Raw genomic sequence first — 18,601 nt, 5'->3', positions numbered from 1 at the left:
TGAACCTTCCTCAAAATACTCATTTACTCGAACTGCGCTTTTTCAAAGACCCCCGCCTTGTTCTGGCGTCGCTCGCTACGCTTCAAGAACTCACCGGACCCGCCTTCGCCTGAATCGTTTTATGCTCTAGCGAACCTTCCTCAAAATGCTCATTTACGCGAACTGCACTTTTTCGGAGGCTTCCGCCTTGTCTCGATTTCCCTCGCTACGCGCGAAAGCCCGCTGATAAAACGTCCAAGCTTGCCGATACGGCGTTAAAACGCTCATTTACTCGAACTGCGCGTTCTAGCGGCCTTTTGCCTTGTCTCGCCTTCGCCTGAATCGTTTTATGCTCTAGCGAACCTTCCTCAAAATGCTCATTTACGCGAACTGCACTTTTTCGGAGGCTTCCGCCTTGTCTCGATTTCCCTCGCTACGCGCGAAAGCCCGCTGATAAAACGTCCAAGCTTGCCGATACGGCGTTAAAACGCTCATTTACTCGAACTGCGCGTTCTAGCGGCCTTTTGCCTTGTCTCGCCTTCGCCTGAATCGTTTTATGTGCTGGCGAAACTGCCCTCAGAGTCCGCACTGCGCATTTCAAAGACCCCCGCCTTATTCTGGCGCCGCTCGCACCCTGCAACATCAGACAATTGGCCAGCCCCTGGCGCGTTTATGGCGCCCCTGCGGCGACAAAAAACCCCGGCTTTGCCGGGGTTTGCTTGTTCAGGCCAGGGAGGTGTCGATGCGCACCTCGGTGCTGGTCATCAGCTTGTGGATGGGGCAGCGGTCGGCGATTTCCATCAGCTTCTGGCGGTCGCCGTCGCTAAGGTCCCCTTCGGCCTTGAGGGTGACCGCCAGGCGGTACAGGCCCTTTTTCTCTTCACTGGCGTCCCGGGTGACGGTGACGGTGAGCTTTTCCAGGGGCAGCTGCCTGTGGCGGGCATAGAGGAACAGGGTCAGGGCCTTGCAAGAGCCCAGGGCCAGGTCGAAATAGTCGTGGGGGTCGGGGGCCGAACCTTCCCCGCCCAGGTCCTGGGCCACGTCGGTGTAGAGGGCTTCGAAGTTGGGGACATCGATACGGTGGCGCAGCTGGCCGGCGCTGACGGTTTGCAAGGTGATCATGGCAGTTTCTCCCTAAAACAGTCCTCAGCATAAAAGGGCTAGCCCCCTTTTGACCAGCAAAGAAAAAGGCGCCCGGTGGGCGCCTTTTGTCAGCTCTTGCGAGATTTGATGAATTTCATCAAACGCTTGCGCTTGCGTTGCTGGGTCAGGGTCAGGCTGTTCTTGCGCCCGGCGAAGGGGTTGTCCCCTTCATGGAACTCCACATGTATGGGGGTGCCTATCACCTGCAGGGTCTTGCGGTAATAGTTCATCAGGTAGCGCTTGTAGGAGTTAGGCAGCTTTTCCACCTGGTTGCCGTGGACGATGATCCTGGGCGGGTTGTAACCCCCGGCGTGGGCGTACTTGAGCTTGACCCGGCGGCCGGACACCAGCGGCGGCTGGTGGTCGTCCTGGGCCATCTGCAGGATACGGGTCAGCTTGGAGGTGGACACCCGCTGGGTGGCAGACGCGAAGGCCTCGTCCACGGATTCGAACAGGTTGCCGACCCCGGAGCCGTGCAGGGCTGAGATGAAGTGCAACCGGGCAAAGTCGATAAAGCCCAGGCGGCGATCCAGCTCCCGTTTGATTTCCTCGCGGTCGTCCTGGCTGAGGCCGTCCCATTTGTTGACCACCAGCACCAGGGCGCGACCGGCGTTGAGCACGTGGCCCAGCAGGTTGAGATCCTGGTCGGACAGGCCTTCACGGGCGTCCATGGTCAGCAGTACCACGTTGGCGTCTTCGATGGCCTGCAGGGTTTTGACCACCGAGAACTTCTCAACGGCGTCGTCGATACGGCCACGGCGGCGCACACCGGCGGTGTCGATAAGGATGTAATGCTTGTCGCCGCGCTCCATGGGGATATAGACGGAGTCGCGGGTGGTGCCGGGCATGTCGTACACCACCACCCGTTCTTCGCCGAGGATGCGATTGGTAAGTGTGGACTTACCTACATTGGGGCGGCCGACGATGGCAATTTTGACCGGCAGGTCGGCATAGGGAATGGCCTCGGCCTCTTCCTCGTCTTCGATGGCGTCAACGTCGATAAGCTCTTGGCCCAGCACGTCGGCCAGAGCTTCGGAGGCTTCGTCTTCGGCCTGGGCCAGTTCGGCCACCACCGGAATAAGGGCGTTGTCCAGCAGCTGGGTGACACCACGGCCGTGGGCGGCGGCAATTTGCCACACCTCACCCAGGCTCAGGCCCCAGAATTCGGCGCAGGCGGAGTCGGCGTCGATGCCGTCCACCTTGTTGGCCACCAGGAATACCGGCTTGCCCAGTTGGCGAATATGGCGGGCGATGGCGTCATCGGCGGCGGTGAGGCCGTCACGGGCGTCCACCAGCAGCATCACCACGTCCGCTTCTTCCATGGCCAGCAGGGATTGCTTGGCCATGGCGGCGTCGATGCCTTTTTCATCCCCTTCGATACCGCCGGTATCCACCAGGATGAAGTCGTACTCGCCATAGCGGGCCTGGCCGTACTTACGGTCGCGGGTCAGGCCGGGGTAATCGGCCACCAGGGCGTCGCGACTGTTGGTCAGGCGGTTGAACAGGGTCGATTTGCCCACATTGGGGCGCCCTACCAGGGCCACTACGGGAAGCATGATGTCTCTCTCTCAACGCAAAAACGGCCGCAAGATGCGGCCGCGTATTGTTCCGTTTTCGGCGGGCTTAGTCCAGCTTAATCATATAAAGCTCGCCGTCTCGGCTCTGTACCAGCACCTTGTCGCCAACCACAACGGGGCGGGCGTAAAGGCCGGAGCTGTCCACTTCGTCCCGGCCCAGCAGCTCGCCGCTGTTCTTGTCGAACCAGTGCAGGTAGCCTTCGAAGTCGCCAACCAGCACCTTGTCCCCCAGGATAGCAGGGGCGGTGACGCGGCGGTTGGTGAGCATCGGCTGGCTCCATTTCTCCAGACCGGTACGCCTGTCGATGCTGTAGAGCACCCCTTGGGCGTCGGTCAGCACCAGATCAAAGCCAACGATGGCCATGGACCGGTAGGAGGAATAATCCCGCTTCCACATGGGGCGGCCGGAGCGCAGATCGATAGCCACCAGCTCGCCGTTATAGGCGACGGCGTAAACGACAGGACCTACGGCGATGGGGGTGGCATCCACGTCACGGAGCAGCTCCAGTACGTTCTCGCCCTTGGCGGGGGAGACGTCCTGTTCCCAGGCCGGCAGGCCGCTGTCCAGCAGTACCGCTGCCAGCTTGCCGTTGGGGGTGCCGATAAGGGCCGCACCTTGCACTGTGCTGGGCTCGGAGGCGCCGCGCAGGCTCAACGAAGGCACTGTCTGTTCGTAGGTCCACTTCAGCTCACCGGTACCCTCTTCCAGGGCCACCAGCTTGCCGGAGGTGGTGTTGATCAGCACCAGACCGGCGTCCGGTACCGGGGCAGCCATGGCCTCACCCGGTACGTCGGCCTGCCATTTCAGCTCGCCGGTCTTTTCGTCCAGGGCATAGACGATGCCGTTCTCGGAACCCACATAGACCTTGCCGAAGCCGGCAGACACGCCGCCAGACAGGCGCATATCGTGGCGATTACCGAAGAAGGATTCGGCCTCGCCCAGATCCACTTTCCAGAGCCTGTCGCCGTTGTCGGGGTTGAGGGCTTCCACTACCCCTTCACGGGAGGCGGCAAAGACCTTGTCGTAGGCGTAGACGGGTGCCAGGTTGGAAAAATAGGCCCCTATGCCGTCACCGATCGAGGCACTCCATACCACGTCGTCGCTGACTTTGTTTTCAAACGAAACCAGTTCGGCCGGTTTACGTGCATCTTCATCCGTGCTGGAACACCCTGCCAGGGCGACCAGGGCAACACCGGCCAGGGCCGACCATTTAGACCATCCGCTCATGCTTAGCCTTTGCTATCCAAAGATTCGAGTTTTAATTGCAAGGCAGGGGCTCCGGCCTGTCCGGTCAGGGCCTGTTGGTAAGCAGTGCGAGCCGCTGCCAGGTCGCCTTCCTTGACGGCGATATCACCCAAAAGTTCCTGGGCCTCGGCGTTGAATGCGTCATTTTTAACCAACTCGACACTGGCCTTGGCGGCGGCAGCGTCGCCCTTGGCCAGCTGTATCCGGGCTTTGCGCAAGGTGAAGATGGCGTTGAGGTTTTCGTCTTTGCTGTGGCTGAGGGCTTGGTCCAGGTAGCCAAGGGCCTTGTCCAGCTCGCTGGCTTCCACGGCTTTTTTGGCCAGGCGGGCCGCCATCAGTGACTGGTACTGGCCAGCGCTTTCGGTGGCCAAGAAGGCGTCGCCGGCGGCCAGGTCACCGCCGTCCACTTTCTTGACGACCTCTTCATAGCTGGCGGAGGTGGCTTCCTGCTGGGCCTTTTCGTGCTCGCCGTACCAGCGCCAGCCGTAGATGCCGGCCAGGCCAATCAGGGTCCCGACGATGATGCCGTTGCCGTGCTCTTTCCAGAAGCGCTTGATGGCATCGACCTGTTGTTCTTCAGTGCTGTAAATTTCCACGCCAGATTATCCTTGTTATCGTTGCTCAAGATGGCTGGCCAGCTCGGCCATGGGCAGGCTCAGCTGGCTGCCTTCTTTTAGATCCTTGACGGTGACCAGGCCCTCGGCCAGCTCGTTGTCACCCAGGATCAACGCCCAACGGGCACCGCTCTTGTCAGCTCGCTTGAGCTGCTTCTTGAAATTGCCGCCACCACAGTGGCACATCAGGCGCAACCCTGGCAACTGGCTACGCAGTTGCTGGGCCAATACGAAGGCCTGGCCCTCGGCGGCCTCGCCCATGGGGCACAGGTAGGCGTCCACGGCGCTTTTGACCTGCTCGGTCTTGGCCAGGGCCTCCACCAGCAGCACCAGGCGCTCCAGGCCCAGGCCAAAGCCCACGCCCTGGGTCGCCTTGCCACCCAGCTGTTCCACCAGACCGTCGTAACGGCCACCGGCACAGACGGTACCCTGGGCACCCAGGCTGTCGGTCACCCATTCGAAGACGGTGCGGTTGTAGTAGTCCAGGCCGCGCACCAGGCGCTCGTTGATGCGGTAGCTGATGCCGACGCTGTCCAGCAGTGCCTTGAGGCCTTCGAAGTGGGCCTTGGACTCGTCGTCCAGGTAGTCGTGCAGGCGCGGGGCGTCTTTGAGCACGGCCTGGATGTCGGGGTTCTTGGTGTCCAGCACCCGCAGCGGGTTGGAATACATGCGGCGCTTGGCGTCTTCGTCCAGCACGTCGATGTGTTTTTCCAAAAAGGCGATCAGCACGTCCCGGTAGTTGGCGCGGGCCTCGTTGGAGCCCAGGCTGTTGAGCTCCAGGGTGACGTTGTCCTTGATGCCCAGTTTGTCCCAGAGGCTGGCGGACAGCAGTATCACTTCGGCGTCGATATCTGGGCCGGCCAGGCCGTAGGCTTCCACCCCGAACTGATGGAACTGGCGGTAGCGGCCTTTTTGCGGGCGTTCGTGGCGGAACATGGGGCCCATGTACCACAGGCGCTGTTCCTGGTTGTACAAAAGGCCGTGCTCGATGCCGGCACGCACCGCGCTGGCGGTGCCTTCGGGGCGCAGGGTCAGGCTGTCACCGTTGCGATCGCTGAAGGTGTACATCTCTTTTTCGACGATGTCGGTCACTTCGCCGATGCTGCGCTTGAACAGATCGGTGGACTCGACGATAGGGGTGCGAATTTCGCTGTAGCCGAAAGACGCCACCGTATCGCGGATGGCCCCTTCCACATATTGCCAAAGGGGGCTCTGCTCGGGCAGGCAGTCGTTCATGCCACGGATGGCTTGGATGCTTTTCATGAGGACTCTGCAATCACAAAAATGCCCGAATTATACGGCTTCGGGCATCAGAATTCACAAATTGGCGGTTACTCGCCGTTTTTGACGGGGATACGCTGGCTGATCATGGCCACCTTGGCGCGGATCCGCGCTTCCAGTTCGTCCACCAGGTTGTCGTTGTCCAGGCGTTCCTTCTGGCGCTCACCGTCCACATAGTAGCCGCTCTTGCGGGTGGCACCGGCAATGCCCATATCGGACACCAGAGCCTCGCCAGGGCCGTTGACCACGCAGCCGATAACGGACACGTCCAGGGGGGTGGTGATGTCTTCCAGGCGGTTTTCCAGGGCGTTGACCGTACCTATGACATCGAACTCTTGGCGCGAGCAGCTGGGGCAGGCGATGAAGTTGATACCACGGGAGCGAATACGCAGGGATTTGAGGATGTCAAAGCCGACTTTGACCTCTTCCACCGGGTCGGCAGCCAGGGACACCCGCAGGGTGTCGCCTATGCCCTCGCTCAGCAGCATACCAAGGCCGATGGCGGACTTGACGGCGCCGCTGCGGGCACCGCCGGCTTCGGTGATGCCCAGGTGCAGGGGCTGGACGATTTGCTTGGCCAGCAGGCGGTAGGCGTCTACCGCCAGGAACACGTCGGAGGCCTTGACCGACACCTTGAAGTTCTGGAAATCCAGGCGGTCAAGGATGTCCACATGGCGCATGGCCGACTCCACCAGGGCGGCAGGGGTCGGCTCACCGTATTTTTCCTGCAGATCTTTTTCCAAAGAACCGCCGTTAACACCGATGCGGATGGGGATATTGCGGTCGCGGGCCGCATCCACCACGGCGCGGATGCGCTCTTCCTTGCCGATGTTACCGGGATTGATACGCAGGCAGTCGGCGCCGTATTCGGCCACCTTGAGGGCAATGCGGTAGTCAAAATGGATATCCGCCACCAGGGGGATATCCACTTGTTCCTTGATCAGCTTGAACGCCTCGGCGGCGTCCATGGTGGGGACCGATACCCGTACCAGATCGGCACCGGCCCTTTGGATGGCCTGGATCTGCGCCACAGTCGCCGCCACATCCGTGGTACGGGTGTTGGTCATGGACTGGACGGCGATGGGCGCCCCGTCACCGATGGGCACGTTGCCCACGTAGATACGGGTGGACTGGCGGCGCTGAATAGGCGGCTGATGCTGCATTGCTTCTCTCAACCTCAGTTCAGGGGCAAGGACAGCTTGGCAAGCTTGGCGGCCTTATACCCCGACAAATCGACGGCCGCACCCTGGTAGGTCAAGTCGACCATTTCCGGTGCGCCCAGCTTCAAACTAAAAGGTGCCTGGCCTTGAAGGCGGTAGGACTGGCCTTCGGCCTTGACCCCTTCCAATACCCTCTTGCCGGTACTGTCCTCGATTCTAACCCAACAGTCGCCGCGAAAGGAGATTTCCAGCGTTTGCAGTGCCACTTGTTCGCTGCTGCTGGCCTGGGCCGGTGCCGGCTCAGGGGCTGTTACCTCCGTAGTGGCCGGCTCGGCAGCGGGTTCTGGTTGCTGCTCGGGGGCCTGTTCGGGGGTATCGCCAGGCTGGCTGCCGGACTGGTCCTGCTCTTCTTCGGAGATCTCAAGGGGAGTCCCCAAATCAACCCCTTCGTCCTTGACCGGCAGGGCCACAACGGCGCTGGTACTGGTGTTGGGTTGGGCCTGGGTATTGACCAGGCTGCCGTTAGTGGTGGCCTGTTGCCAGCCGAAATAGATCAACAGCCCCAGGATCACCAGGCCGATAAGCCAGGTGACCAGGGTCAGCCAGCTGTCGGACTTTTCCCTGGCGGTGCGCCGGGAAAAGCTCTGCATATGGGTTTCGGATTGGCTTTTGAGATTGTCTGAGCACAGCTCCGCCATCACTTCGGCTTCTTTAAGCTCCAGCAGGCGGCAATAAGCGCGGATGTAACCCTTGGTGTAGGTGGCGGGTGAATTCTTGTCGTAATCGTCGCTCTCCAGCTTCTCGACCACGGACACCCGCAGGTTGAGGCGCTTGGCTACATCATTGGTGGACCAGCCTCGGCTTTCCCGGGCTTGTCGCAAACGCTGGCCGGCACTAAGCGTTTCGTGGAGCTCGCTTGGTTCTGCCATTAGTAATCGTTACTCCGGTATTGTTGGCTGAAAGGTGAGTCAGGATATTTTGAAATAAGTTCCTCACCGTAATGCTGAACGCCTTTGGTATCACCGGTTTGTTTGGCTACTTTCAAGCCAAGGAACAGACTGCGCGGGTTGGGCCTTGCCACCTGTTCGAAACGATTCAAATACCCCCGGGCACCGACGTAATCCCCTCTATCGTAAAGGGTTTCGGACATTCCCAATAGGGAAGCGGCGCGGCGGGTGTCATGACTTAAGGCACTGGCATAATATTTTTCCGCCTGTTCCAATTTGCCTTCCATGTGGGAACAGGTGGCGGCGTTCTCATAAGCCCCGGCCACCTTGATGTAACCGGGAGCCTTGATGGCCTTCTTGAAGAACTCTACCGACTCCTCGTAGCGCCCTAAGCCACAGAGAAAGGCCCCGAAATTGTTCAGGGCCTCACCGTTTTTGGGATCCAGGCGGATAGCATGGCGGTAGGCCTCTTCGGCCTGCTCGGTTTCACCCACTGACTGGTAGTAGTAACCCAGGCTGTAGTAAACGTCCGGCAGGTCGGGGGCGAACTCTTGGGCCTTAAGGAGATTCATCTTGGCCTGGGCGCTGTTACCGGTGCGAAGGTAAGCCAGGCCCAACTGCATACGGGATTTGGCGGCGGCGGGGGCGTCGAACTCTTTTTCCGCCACCGGGTTACCGGCGCTGTCCAGGGTTTGGGAAACACAACCGCTGGCCGCCAGTACCACCAGGGCCAGGATTCCTAACCTAAAGCGACCATATGCCATAACTAAGCCTGTAATACGTTGAGATTTCACACCATTTTTACTGAAATACCCGTATTCTGCATCTGTTTTTTCATAACACGCTTGGTCCTGTCCACCACGTCGCCGGCCAACTGGCCACAGGCGGCGTCGATGTCGTCACCACGGGTCTTGCGGACGATGACGGTAAAACCGTATTCCATCAATACCTTGGAGAACCGGTCGATGCGGGAATTGGAGCTGCGGCCATAGGGCGCACCCGGGAAGGGGTTCCAGGGAATGAGGTTGATCTTGGCCGGGGTGTCCTTGAGGCACTGGGCCAGCTGGTGGGCCTGATCGGTGGAGTCGTTGACGTGATCGAGCATCACGTATTCCACGGTCACCCGGCCCTGGTTGGCGTTGGACTTGGCCAGGTAGCCGCGCACTGAGGTCAGGAAGGTGTCGATGTTGTACTTCTTGTTGATGGGGACTATCTCGTCGCGCAGCTCGTCGGTAGGAGCGTGCAGGCTGATGGCAAGGGCCACGTCTATCATGTCACCCAGCTTGTCCAGGGCCGGCACCACACCTGAGGTGGACAGGGTCACCCGGCGCTTGGACAGGCCATAGCCCAAATCGTCCAGCATCAGTTCCATGGCCGGCACCACATTGGCCAGGTTCAGCAAAGGCTCGCCCATGCCCATCATCACCACGTTGGTGATGGGCTTTTGGTTGGAGTTGCCCTGGGGGCCCAACACCTTGGCGGCGCGCCACACCTGGCCGATGATCTCGCTGACCTTGAGGTTACGGTTAAAGCCCTGCTGGGCGGTGGAGCAGAAGGTGCATTCCAGGGCGCAGCCTACCTGGGAAGAGACGCACAGGGTGGCGCGGTCCTTTTCCGGGATATAGACGGTTTCCACTTCCTGGCCACCGGAGACGGTGAGCGCCCACTTGATGGTGCCGTCGCTGGAACGCTGCTCCTGGGAAATTTCCGGCGCCTCGATAACACAGCGCTCCTTGAGCTTGCCCCGTAGCACCTTGTTGATGTTGGTCATGTCGTCGAAGTTGTCGACCCCGAAGTGATAGATCCACTTCATGACCTGATCGGCACGGAACGGCTTCTCGTCCATCTCGGCGAAAAACGCGCGCAGTTCGTTGCGGCTCAAGTCCAACAGGTTGATTTTGCCTTCGCTCATGGCATGACCTCAGTTACTACGGCTCAAGGGCCGGCATTGTACAGTTTACAACCAAGACAACAAAGGGGGGCATAGCCCCCCTTTATGACAACTAGCGCGCTATTTTAGCGAGTGCGGGCGCAAACTTCAGTTTCAGTGAAGAAGTAGGCGATTTCGCGGGCAGCAGACTCTTCGGAGTCGGAACCGTGTACGGCGTTTTCGTCGATGGAAACGGCGTAGTCGGCGCGCAGGGTGCCGGCCAGGGCTTCGGAGGGGTTGGTGGCGCCCATGATCTCACGGTTTTTCAGGACGGCGTTTTCGCCTTCCAGAACCTGAACCATGATAGGGCCAGAGGTCATGAAGTCGACCAGGGCTTTGAAGAAGGGACGCTCTTTGTGCTCGGCGTAGAAGCCTTCAGCCTGTTCGCGGGACAGGTGCAGCATCTTGGCGGCAACGATCTTCAGGCCAGAAGTTTCGAAACGGTTGTAGATGGCACCGATCACGTTCTTGGCAACGGCATCGGGCTTGATGATGGAGATGGTACGTTGAACAGCCATGGGGCTCCGTCCTCAAAAAATGGGTTTAGGGTTCTAAAATGGCCGCATAGTATAAGCGAAGTTATTGCAACTGGAAATGTCAGACCTGTGACAATGGTGCCCTGCCCTGTCTAACCTTCGTATTCGTCCAGCCAGGCCAGCAAAATGGCCTCCAAGATACGTTCGTTGGAACCGTTGGGGTCGTCGTCAAAGTCAGGCAGTTCGCAGATCCAGCGGTGCATGTCGGTAAAGCGGACCGTTTTTGGATCCCGCTCTGGGTCCAGGTCAAAAAGCGCCTCGGCTATTGCCTGGGTGTCTGTCCACTTCCAGCCCATGGTGTTTCCTCCTTTGCTGCCTTCAGTCTAGGCACAAAAAAGGCGCCTTTCGGCGCCTTTTTTCAGTGTTCTTCGCGAGCCAGGTTGATGGTGTACTTGGGAATGTCCACCACCAGGTCGTCATCGGCGACCCGTGCCTGGCAAGACAGCCGAGACTCGGGCTCCAGGCCCCAGGCCTTGTCCAGCATGTCGTCTTCCAGCTCGTCCGACTCGTTGAGGGAGTCGAAGCCTTCACGCACCACTACGTGGCAGGTGGTACAGGCACAGGATTTCTCGCAGGCGTGTTCGATGTCGATGCCGTTCTTGAGCGCCACATCCAGGATGCTTTCGCCCTTGGCGGCGTCAACTACGGCACCGTCCGGGCACAGCTCGGCATGGGGCAAAAATACGATCTTGGGCATCTTACACCTCGTCTACATTGTGGCCGGCCAGGGCCTTGCGAATACTGTCGTCCATGCGGCGGGCAGCAAATTGCTCGCTGGCCTTGTCCACCGCCTCTATGGCGTTTTTGATGGCATCCGGGTCGCTGCCCTTGGCCACCTCGGCCAATTGGGCCAGGGCCCCTTCGATGGCCGCTTGCTCCTCGGTGCTCAGCAGCCTGGCGCCGTCGGCGGCCAGGGCGCTTTGTAGGGCTTCGTCCACCCGGCGCGCTTCCACCTGCTGTTCGGCCAGCATGCGGGCGGCCATGTCGGCCTTTGCGTTGGTCATGGCGTCCTGGATCATGTCCGCCACCTCGGTGTCGGACAGGCCGTAGGACGGCTTGACCTGGATGCTGGTCTGGCGGCCGGTGGATTTTTCCATGGCGGTGACCGACAGCAGGCCGTCGGCGTCCACCTGGAAGGTGACCCGGATATGGGCGGCACCGGCAGCCATGGGGGGAATGTCGGTGAGGTTGAAGCGAGCCAGGCTGCGACAATCCTTGACCAGTTCCCGCTCCCCTTGCAGCACATGGATGGCCATGGCGCCCTGGCCGTCCTTGAAGGTGGTAAATTCCTGGGCCCGGGCCACCGGAATGGTGGTGTTGCGGGGCACGATTTTTTCCACCAGGCCGCCCATGGTCTCCAGACCCAGGGACAGAGGGATAACGTCCAACAGCAGCAGATCGCTGTCAGGCTTGTTGCCCACCAGGATATCGGCCTGAATGGCAGCGCCAATGGCCACCACTTCGTCGGGGTTGATGCTGGTCAGGGGCTGCTGGCCGAAGAAGTCGCCCACGGCACTGCGCACCCTGGGTACCCGGGTGGAGCCACCCACCATCACCACTTCCTTGACGTCCCCAGCGTCCACTTCGGCGTCGCGCAGGGCGCGGCGACAGGCCAGCAGGGTCCGCTTGATAAGGGGTTCGACTAGGGCGTCAAACTGGTCGCGGCTGAGTTCGGCACTATGGTCCTGGCCTTCTATGGTCAGGGCCAGGGTGACGCTGGCGCTGTCGGTGAGCCCTTCTTTGGCCTCGCAGGCGGCGGTCAGCAGCGCCCTTTCGGCGACAGTGCCCAGTTGATCGGCCAACTGCCATTGGCCACGGAGCCAATCGACGATGGCATGGTCGAAATCGTCGCCGCCAAGGGCGGTGTCACCGCCGGTGGCCAGCACTTCGAACACGCCCTTGGACAGGCGCAAAATCGAGATATCGAAGGTGCCGCCGCCCAGGTCATAAACGGCGATCACCCCTTCGGTGCCCGAATCCAGGCCGTAGGCCACGGCAGCGGCGGTAGGTTCGTTCAGCAGGCGCAGCACCTTGAGGCCGGCCAGCTCAGCCGCATCTTTGGTGGCCTGGCGCTGGGCGTCGTCAAAATAGGCAGGCACTGTGATAACGGCGCCCATCAGCTCGCCCCCAAGGGCCGCTTCACCCCGTTCTTTGAGGGCCGCCAGGATATGGGAGGACACCTCGATGGGGTTCTTGGGGCCTTGGGCCGTTTCGATGCGCGGCAGGCCGTTTTCGGTGGCGCTGAAGCGGTACGGCAGCCTGGGATAGCGCTGCTGGATATCGGCCAGGGAGCGGCCCATAAAGCGCTTGACGGAGATCAGGGTGTTTTCCGGATCGGCAGCAGCCTTGGCCTTGGCCTCCAGGCCCACCAGGCGCTCGGCGCCGTAGTGCACGGCAGACGGCAGGATAACGGCGCCCTTGGCGTCTTTGAGGGTAACGGCGGTGCCGCTTTGTACGGCGGCAACTAGGGAATTGGTGGTGCCCAGGTCAATGCCCACCGCCAGGCGGTGCTGGTGGGGCGCAGCGCTTTGGCCCGGTTCGGCGATCTGTAATAAAGCCATGAGGATTCGCTATGTTCAGTAGTCGAGCAGGGACTCTTCCAGCCGCTCTATCTCGACCAGCATCTTGTCGACAAACTTGAGTTTACGCACGGTGTCGGCAGCGGTGTCGTAGTCCTGCTGGCCGAAACGGCTGGCAAATTCTTGGTGCAAGTCGTCCCTGGCGGCCAGGATGGTGGTGCGCATGGCGTCGATGCCCTCTGCGTCTTCCACCTCCATCAAGGCTTCACGCCATTCCATCTGTTGCATCAGGAAGGCGGTGTCCTTGAGGGTACGGCTTTCGTCACGCAGGTCCACCCCATTGAGGCTGAGCAGGTACTCGGCGCGGCGGGTGGCATGCTTGAGGGTTTCGAAAGCGTCATTGAGCAGGGAGGTCTTGGCCAGGGCCTGGGCCCTGTCCCGCTCTGAGCCGGAGGCGAAGCGGTCAGGGTGCAGGGCGGCGGCCAGCCGGCGATAGCGGCTGGCCAGCTCGTCCTTGTCCAGGACGAAGCCTTCGGGGAGATCAAAGAGGGCGAAGTGGTTAGACGGTGAAGGACTCGCCACAGCCGCACTCCCCTTTGGTGTTGGGATTGTTGAACTGGAAACCCTCGTTGAGGCCTTCCTTGACGAAGTCCAACTCGGTGCCATCCAGATAGACCAGGCTTTTCTGGTCGATGATCACCTTGACGCCCTTGTCTTCAAAGACCAGGTCATCGGTATTGGCTTCGTCCACAAACTCCAGCACGTAGGCCAGGCCGCTACAGCCAGTGGTGCGTACGCCCAGGCGCACGCCCAGCCCCTTGCCGCGATTGGCCAGGAAGGTCGAAACCCGGCTGGCCGCTGTCTCGGTCAGGGAAATGGCCATTTATGCCAGCCCCTTCTTGCTCTTGTAGTCGGCGATGGCGGCCTTGATGGCGTCTTCGGCGAGAATGGAGCAGTGAATCTTCACCGGCGGCAGGGCCAGCTCTTCGGCGATGGCGGTGTTTTTCAGCGCCTCGGCTTCGTCGATGGACTTGCCCTTGACCCACTCGGTGACCAGGGAGCTGGAAGCGATGGCGCTGCCGCAGCCGTAGGTCTTGAACTTGGCGTCTTCGATGATGCCGTCGTCGTTGATCTTCAGCTGCAGCTTCATCACGTCACCGCAGGCCGGCGCGCCGACCATGCCGGTGGCAATGCTGGGGTCGTTCTTGTCGAAAGAGCCCACGTTGCGGGGATTTTCGTAGTGGTCAATGACCTTTTCGCTGTATGCCATGATAAGGCTCCTTAAATCTTAGTGAGCAACCCAGGCGACCGATTCCAGGTCAACGCCGTCTTTGTACATTTCCCACAGCGGAGACATCTCGCGCAGGCGGTCGATGGCGCCCTTGATGCAGCTGATGGCGTAATCGATGTCTTCTTCAGTGGTGAAACGGCCAATGGAGAAGCGGATGGAGCTGTGGGCCAGTTCGTCGTTGCGGCCGATGGCGCGCAGTACGTAAGACGGCTCCAGGCTCGCGGAAGTACAGGCAGAACCGGAAGACACGGCCAGGTCTTTGAGGGCCATGATCAGGGACTCGCCTTCCACGTAGTTGAAACTGACGTTGAGGATGCCGGGCACGTGGCTGTCGAGGGTACCGTTGAGGTGAACTTCCTCAAGGCCCTGCACGCCTTGCCACAGCTTGTCGCGCAGCGCGGTGATGCGCTGGGCTTCGGCCGCCATTTCGGCTTTGGCCAGGCGGGCCGCTTCGCCCATGCCGACGATCTGGTGGGTAGCCAGGGTGCCGGAGCGCATGCCGCGCTCGTGGCCGCCGCCGTGCATCTGGGCTTCGATACGGATACGGGGCTTACGGCGCACGTACAGGGCACCGATACCTTTGGGGCCGTACATCTTGTGGCCGGACAGGGACATCAGGTCCACTTTCAGCTCGCCAAGGTCGATGGCGATCTTGCCGGCGCTCTGGGCGGCGTCAACGTGGAAGATCACGCCTTTGCTGCGGCACAGCTCGCCAATGGCAGCGATGTCCTGAATAACACCCAGCTCGTTGTTGACGTGCATGATGGACACCAGCACGGTGTCGTCACGCAGGGCGCCTTCGATTTGCGAAACCGGATGCAGGCCCTCTTCGTTGGGTTCGAGATAGGTTACCTCGAAGCCTTCACGCTCCAGCTGACGGCAGGTGTCCAGCACCGCTTTGTGCTCAATCTTGGAGGTGATGATGTGCTTGCCTTTCTTCTGGTAGAAGTGGGCGGCACCCTTGATGGCCAGGTTGTCGGACTCGGTGGCACCCGAGGTAAAGACGATTTCCCGAGGGTCGGCACCGATCAGATCGGCGATGTTAGACCGCGCCTCTTCTACCGCTTCTTCGGCTTGCCAGCCGAAACGGTGGGAACGGGACGCCGGGTTACCAAACTGGCCGTCCAGGGTCAGGTACTGCATCATGGTTTGGGCGACGCGGGGGTCTACCGGGGTAGTTGCCGCGTAATCCAGATAGATAGGAAGCTTCATTGCGTTCTCCGTTACTGCCTCGCCACGCTCACAATTGGCATTGCACGGTTATGCTGTCTTGTTGATGGCGGCTTTCCTGGCGGGAGGCCACCTTTTTGATTTCCTTCTGCGCCACCAGGTCCGCCAGGGAGATACCATCCAGAAAATGGCTGATCTGGGAGCTCAAGTTTGACCACAACGAGTGGGTCAAACACTGACTGCCTCCTTGGCAGTCAGCCTTGCCTTGGCACTTGGTGGCGTCTACCGACTCGTCCACCGCGACAATGACCTGACCTACGCTGATCTCACTGGCGTCCTTACCCAAGCGGTAACCACCACCTGGCCCACGGACGCTGGACACCAGCTGCTGACGGCGCAACCTGGAGAACAGCTGTTCCAGGTAGGACAGGGAAATGCCCTGGCGCTCGGATATGTCAGCCAAGGACACGGGGCCGTCTTCGGCATGCAAGGCCAAATCCAGCATGGCGGTGACGGCGTAGCGCCCTTTGGAAGTCAGTCTCATCGTTTCCTTCCGGCTATTGATCAGGATAGGGCTATTTTCCCAAACCTGACTAATTTGGTCAACTATTGTCAGGTCCGATTAGGACCATCGCTAAATACTGGGGTCAAACCTGTCCAGCTCGCTCTGGCGCTTGCTGGCTGCTTCCTGCTCGTCCCTGGCAAACTCCTCCAGGTCCAATTCCGGCAGTTTTTCCTTACAGACATCGCCGCCCAAATCGTTGATAGCCTTGCACATGTCGTTGACCTTGCCGTCCACCATATGAAGGTGATCGAGGAGCGCCCCTATGGCCTTGGCCACGGGGTCGGGGTTGTCCTGGGACACGGCGTAGGCGTCAAAGCCGTACTTCTTGGCCATGGCCTGGCGCTGCTCGCTGGTCTGAAAATCCTGCTGAGCCACGATGCGCCCGGGTATGCCGATGGCAGTGGCGCCGGCCGGCACGTCTTTTATCACCACTGCGTTGGAGCCGATCCGGGCGTTGTCCCCAATCATCAACGGCCCAAGCACCTTGGCGCCGGCACCGATGACCACCCCTTTACCCAACGTGGGGTGGCGCTTGCCGGCTTTCCAGGAGGTGCCCCCCAGAGTCACGCCGTGATAGAGGGTGCAGTCGTCACCGATCTCCGCCGTTTCCCCTATCACCACCCCCATGCCGTGGTCGATGAAAAAGCGCCGGCCGATACGGGCGCCAGGGTGGATCTCGATGCCGGTGAAAAAACGGTTGAGGTTGGACACGGCCCGGGCCAGCCACTTGGCGTCCCGCTGCCACAGCCAATGGGCCAGGCGATGCCACCAGACCGCATGCAGCCCCGGGTAGCTGGTAAAGACTTCAAAGGCATTGCGGGCAGCCGGGTCCCGCTCGAAGACGCTGTTGATGTCTTCTTTGATTCGTTGCCAGATCCCCATGTCAGTCCCTCTTCAAACGCAGCACCGAGGACAATATGCCTCGCAGGATATTGAGTTCGTGTTCGTCCGGGCGGCTGCGATTAAAGAGGCAGCGCAGCTTTTCCATCACCTTGCCCTGGTGGGCCTTGATCAGAAAACCGCTGTGGTCCAGGGCCTGTTCGAGGTGGCTGTAAAAGCCCTCCATGGCCTGGGCCGGCGGGTAGCAGATCTGGTCAGGTTCAGACGCCAAGGGGGCGGCGGCCAGTTGTGCCATGCGCATCTCGTAGCAGAGGATCTGCACGGCCTGGGCCAGGTTGAGGGAACTGTATTCGGGGTTGGCGTCGATGCAGACGTGGAAATGACACTGCTGCAGCTCGTCGTTGGACAGGCCGCTGCGCTCGCGGCCAAAGACGAAGGCCACTTCCCCTTGTTGCCCTTCCAGTTGGGCCTTTTCCCCCAGTTCACGGGGGCTGAGCATGGGCCAAGGCAGGGTGCGGGAGCGGGCGCTGGTACCGGCCACCAGGGTGCAGTCACCGATGGCGTCAGCCAGGGTTGGGACTATGGTGACATCACGCAGCACGTCGGTGGCGCCGGCCGCCAGGGCGCTGGCCTGGCCGTCCACCTCGCATTGGGGGTCAACCAGATAAAGTCTTGATAAACCCATGGTTTTCATGGCCCTTGCCACAGAGCCGATATTGCCGGAATGGGTGGTGCCAACCAGTACGATGCGGACCTTGTCTAACATTACCTGAGCGCGATAGTCGGAAAAGGGCTGGCAGTGTACCACAAGCAAATTTGCGCTGGGTCGCTTTTCTTTTTGGTGGGCCCTTGCTAGAATCCGCCTCCGCCTTTTTCGGCCGTTCTTTTCCAATTGGTGAGTCGCTTATGCATCCGATGCTCAATATTGCGGTGCGCGCTGCGCGTGCTGCCGGCAACTATGTCGCGAAGTCTTTCGAGCAACCTGAGAAGGTTGAAGCCCAGACCAAAGGTACCCATGACTGGGTAACCAACGTCGACAAGGAGGCGGAGCGCCTCATCATTGAAACCATCAAGAAGTCCTACCCCGACCATGCCTTTATCGGCGAGGAAGGCGGTATCCAGGGCGAGAGCGACTACCAGTGGGTGATCGATCCCCTGGACGGCACCACCAACTTCCTGCGTGGCATCCCCCATTTCTGTATTTCCATCGCCCTGCGCGTCAAAGGCAAGACCGAGCAGGCCGTGGTGTTCGATCCTATCCGTGGCGAGCTGTTCACTGCCAGCCGTGGCGTTGGCGCCCAGCTCAACGGCAAGCGCCTGCGCGTAGCCCAAACCCGCGATATGGAAGGCACCCTGATGGCCACCGGCCTGCCGTTCAAGCAGCGCCAGCACTATCCCAGCTTCATGACCATCTTCACCGCCATCTTCGAGAAGGCTGCCGACGTGCGCCGCAGCGGCTCTGCCGCCCTGGATCTGAGCTACCTGGCGGCCGGTCGTATCGACGGTTTCTTCGAGCTGGGCCTCAAGCCCTGGGATATCGCCGCTGGCGAGCTGATCGCCCGTGAAGCCGGTGCCATCGTCACCGACTTCTCCGGTGGCCACGATTACTTCAAGTCCGGCAACATCGTAGCGGCCCCTGCCCGCTTGCTGCCCAGCCTGCTGGGCACCATCAAGCCGCACCTGACCGACGCCATCCGTCGCTAAGGCAAATGCCAGCTTTGTGCAAAAGGCGCCCCGAAGGGCGCCTTTTTTGTGCCCGACCTCTCGGTTTGTGACAGTGACTTTAAGGGAGGCTTAAGGTTC

General features: G+C 60.5%; 21 protein-coding genes. 1 reads left to right on the top strand and 20 read right to left on the bottom strand.

Annotated elements, in window-relative coordinates; genetic code table 11:
* Positions 1–702 precede the first annotated feature (702 nt).
* The 20 genes from B3C1_RS08695 to trmJ all read right to left on the bottom strand — a co-directional run bounded on the left by B3C1_RS08695 (position 703) and on the right by trmJ (position 17,564).
* Entirely contained in the window at positions 703–1,101 is a 399-nt protein-coding gene (locus B3C1_RS08695) for an OsmC family protein (protein WP_008484263.1), read from the bottom strand.
* Positions 1,102–1,190: 89 nt separating this feature from the next.
* Positions 1,191–2,678: a ribosome biogenesis GTPase Der gene (gene der / locus B3C1_RS08690; RefSeq protein ID WP_008484261.1), complete on the bottom strand. Its 1,488-nt coding sequence runs from the start codon at positions 2,676–2,678 to the stop codon at positions 1,191–1,193.
* A gap of 67 nt (positions 2,679–2,745) precedes the next feature.
* The gene (bamB, locus tag B3C1_RS08685; RefSeq protein ID WP_008484258.1) at positions 2,746–3,927 is read right to left on the bottom strand and encodes an outer membrane protein assembly factor BamB; all 1,182 of its coding nucleotides are present in this window, start codon (positions 3,925–3,927) and stop codon (positions 2,746–2,748) included.
* Positions 3,928–3,929: 2 nt separating this feature from the next.
* Positions 3,930–4,541, bottom strand: a complete 612-nt coding sequence (locus B3C1_RS08680; protein WP_008484256.1) for a YfgM family protein — start codon at positions 4,539–4,541, stop codon at positions 3,930–3,932.
* A gap of 15 nt (positions 4,542–4,556) precedes the next feature.
* Positions 4,557–5,822, bottom strand: coding sequence for a histidine--tRNA ligase (gene hisS, locus B3C1_RS08675; RefSeq protein WP_008484255.1), 1,266 nt, complete (start codon positions 5,820–5,822; stop codon positions 4,557–4,559).
* 68 nt (positions 5,823–5,890) lie between these two features.
* On the bottom strand, positions 5,891–7,003 hold the full coding sequence (ispG, locus tag B3C1_RS08670; protein WP_008484254.1) for a flavodoxin-dependent (E)-4-hydroxy-3-methylbut-2-enyl-diphosphate synthase: 1,113 nt from the start codon (positions 7,001–7,003) through the stop codon (positions 5,891–5,893).
* A 14-nt stretch (positions 7,004–7,017) separates the two neighbouring features.
* Positions 7,018–7,929: a RodZ domain-containing protein gene (locus B3C1_RS08665; RefSeq protein WP_008484253.1), complete on the bottom strand. Its 912-nt coding sequence runs from the start codon at positions 7,927–7,929 to the stop codon at positions 7,018–7,020.
* Positions 7,929–8,711 carry a type IV pilus biogenesis/stability protein PilW gene (gene pilW / locus B3C1_RS08660; protein ID WP_035481556.1) on the bottom strand — a complete coding sequence of 261 codons (783 nt, stop codon included), beginning with the start codon at positions 8,709–8,711 and terminating at the stop codon, positions 7,929–7,931. The genes B3C1_RS08665 and pilW overlap by 1 nt, the downstream gene beginning before the upstream one ends.
* A 26-nt stretch (positions 8,712–8,737) precedes the next feature.
* Positions 8,738–9,859, bottom strand: a complete 1,122-nt coding sequence (gene rlmN, locus B3C1_RS08655) for a dual-specificity RNA methyltransferase RlmN (RefSeq protein ID WP_008484251.1) — start codon at positions 9,857–9,859, stop codon at positions 8,738–8,740.
* A gap of 104 nt (positions 9,860–9,963) precedes the next feature.
* A complete protein-coding gene (gene ndk, locus B3C1_RS08650; protein WP_008484250.1) occupies positions 9,964–10,395 on the bottom strand; it encodes a nucleoside-diphosphate kinase in 432 nt (143 codons plus the stop codon).
* A gap of 110 nt (positions 10,396–10,505) precedes the next feature.
* Positions 10,506–10,709 (bottom strand): Fe-S cluster assembly protein IscX, encoded by a 204-nt coding sequence (gene iscX / locus B3C1_RS08645; RefSeq protein WP_008484249.1) that lies wholly within the window; start codon positions 10,707–10,709, stop codon positions 10,506–10,508.
* A 62-nt stretch (positions 10,710–10,771) separates the two neighbouring features.
* Complete coding sequence (gene fdx, locus B3C1_RS08640; RefSeq protein ID WP_008484248.1) at positions 10,772–11,110, bottom strand: ISC system 2Fe-2S type ferredoxin; 339 nt, start codon at positions 11,108–11,110, stop codon at positions 10,772–10,774.
* A 1-nt stretch (position 11,111) separates the two neighbouring features.
* Positions 11,112–12,974: a Fe-S protein assembly chaperone HscA gene (hscA, locus tag B3C1_RS08635; RefSeq protein WP_008484247.1), complete on the bottom strand. Its 1,863-nt coding sequence runs from the start codon at positions 12,972–12,974 to the stop codon at positions 11,112–11,114.
* A 15-nt stretch (positions 12,975–12,989) separates the two neighbouring features.
* Complete coding sequence (hscB, locus tag B3C1_RS08630) at positions 12,990–13,514, bottom strand: Fe-S protein assembly co-chaperone HscB (RefSeq protein WP_008484246.1); 525 nt, start codon at positions 13,512–13,514, stop codon at positions 12,990–12,992.
* The gene (gene iscA / locus B3C1_RS08625) at positions 13,492–13,815 is read right to left on the bottom strand and encodes an iron-sulfur cluster assembly protein IscA (RefSeq protein WP_008484244.1); all 324 of its coding nucleotides are present in this window, start codon (positions 13,813–13,815) and stop codon (positions 13,492–13,494) included. The genes hscB and iscA overlap by 23 nt, the downstream gene beginning before the upstream one ends.
* Positions 13,816–14,202 (bottom strand): Fe-S cluster assembly scaffold IscU, encoded by a 387-nt coding sequence (gene iscU / locus B3C1_RS08620; RefSeq protein ID WP_008484242.1) that lies wholly within the window; start codon positions 14,200–14,202, stop codon positions 13,816–13,818.
* An 18-nt stretch (positions 14,203–14,220) separates the two neighbouring features.
* Entirely contained in the window at positions 14,221–15,435 is a 1,215-nt protein-coding gene (locus tag B3C1_RS08615) for an IscS subfamily cysteine desulfurase (protein ID WP_008484240.1), read from the bottom strand.
* 28 nt (positions 15,436–15,463) lie between these two features.
* On the bottom strand, positions 15,464–15,937 hold the full coding sequence (gene iscR / locus B3C1_RS08610; RefSeq protein ID WP_008484239.1) for a Fe-S cluster assembly transcriptional regulator IscR: 474 nt from the start codon (positions 15,935–15,937) through the stop codon (positions 15,464–15,466).
* Positions 15,938–16,027: 90 nt separating this feature from the next.
* Positions 16,028–16,840 (bottom strand): serine O-acetyltransferase, encoded by an 813-nt coding sequence (gene cysE, locus B3C1_RS08605; RefSeq protein ID WP_008484238.1) that lies wholly within the window; start codon positions 16,838–16,840, stop codon positions 16,028–16,030.
* Position 16,841: 1 nt separating this feature from the next.
* Entirely contained in the window at positions 16,842–17,564 is a 723-nt protein-coding gene (gene trmJ / locus B3C1_RS08600; RefSeq protein WP_008484237.1) for a tRNA (cytosine(32)/uridine(32)-2'-O)-methyltransferase TrmJ, read from the bottom strand.
* A 140-nt stretch (positions 17,565–17,704) separates the two neighbouring features.
* On the opposite strand from trmJ, the gene suhB reads away from it, so the two are divergent.
* On the top strand, positions 17,705–18,502 hold the full coding sequence (gene suhB / locus B3C1_RS08595; protein ID WP_008484236.1) for an inositol-1-monophosphatase: 798 nt from the start codon (positions 17,705–17,707) through the stop codon (positions 18,500–18,502).
* Positions 18,503–18,601 lie beyond the last annotated feature (99 nt).

The organism is Gallaecimonas xiamenensis 3-C-1 (assembly GCF_000299915.1).
Classification (GTDB): Bacteria; Pseudomonadota; Gammaproteobacteria; order Enterobacterales; family Gallaecimonadaceae; genus Gallaecimonas; species Gallaecimonas xiamenensis.
The sequence above is the reverse complement of the archived record's forward strand: the minus strand, read 5'-3'. Positions and strand labels throughout refer to the sequence as shown.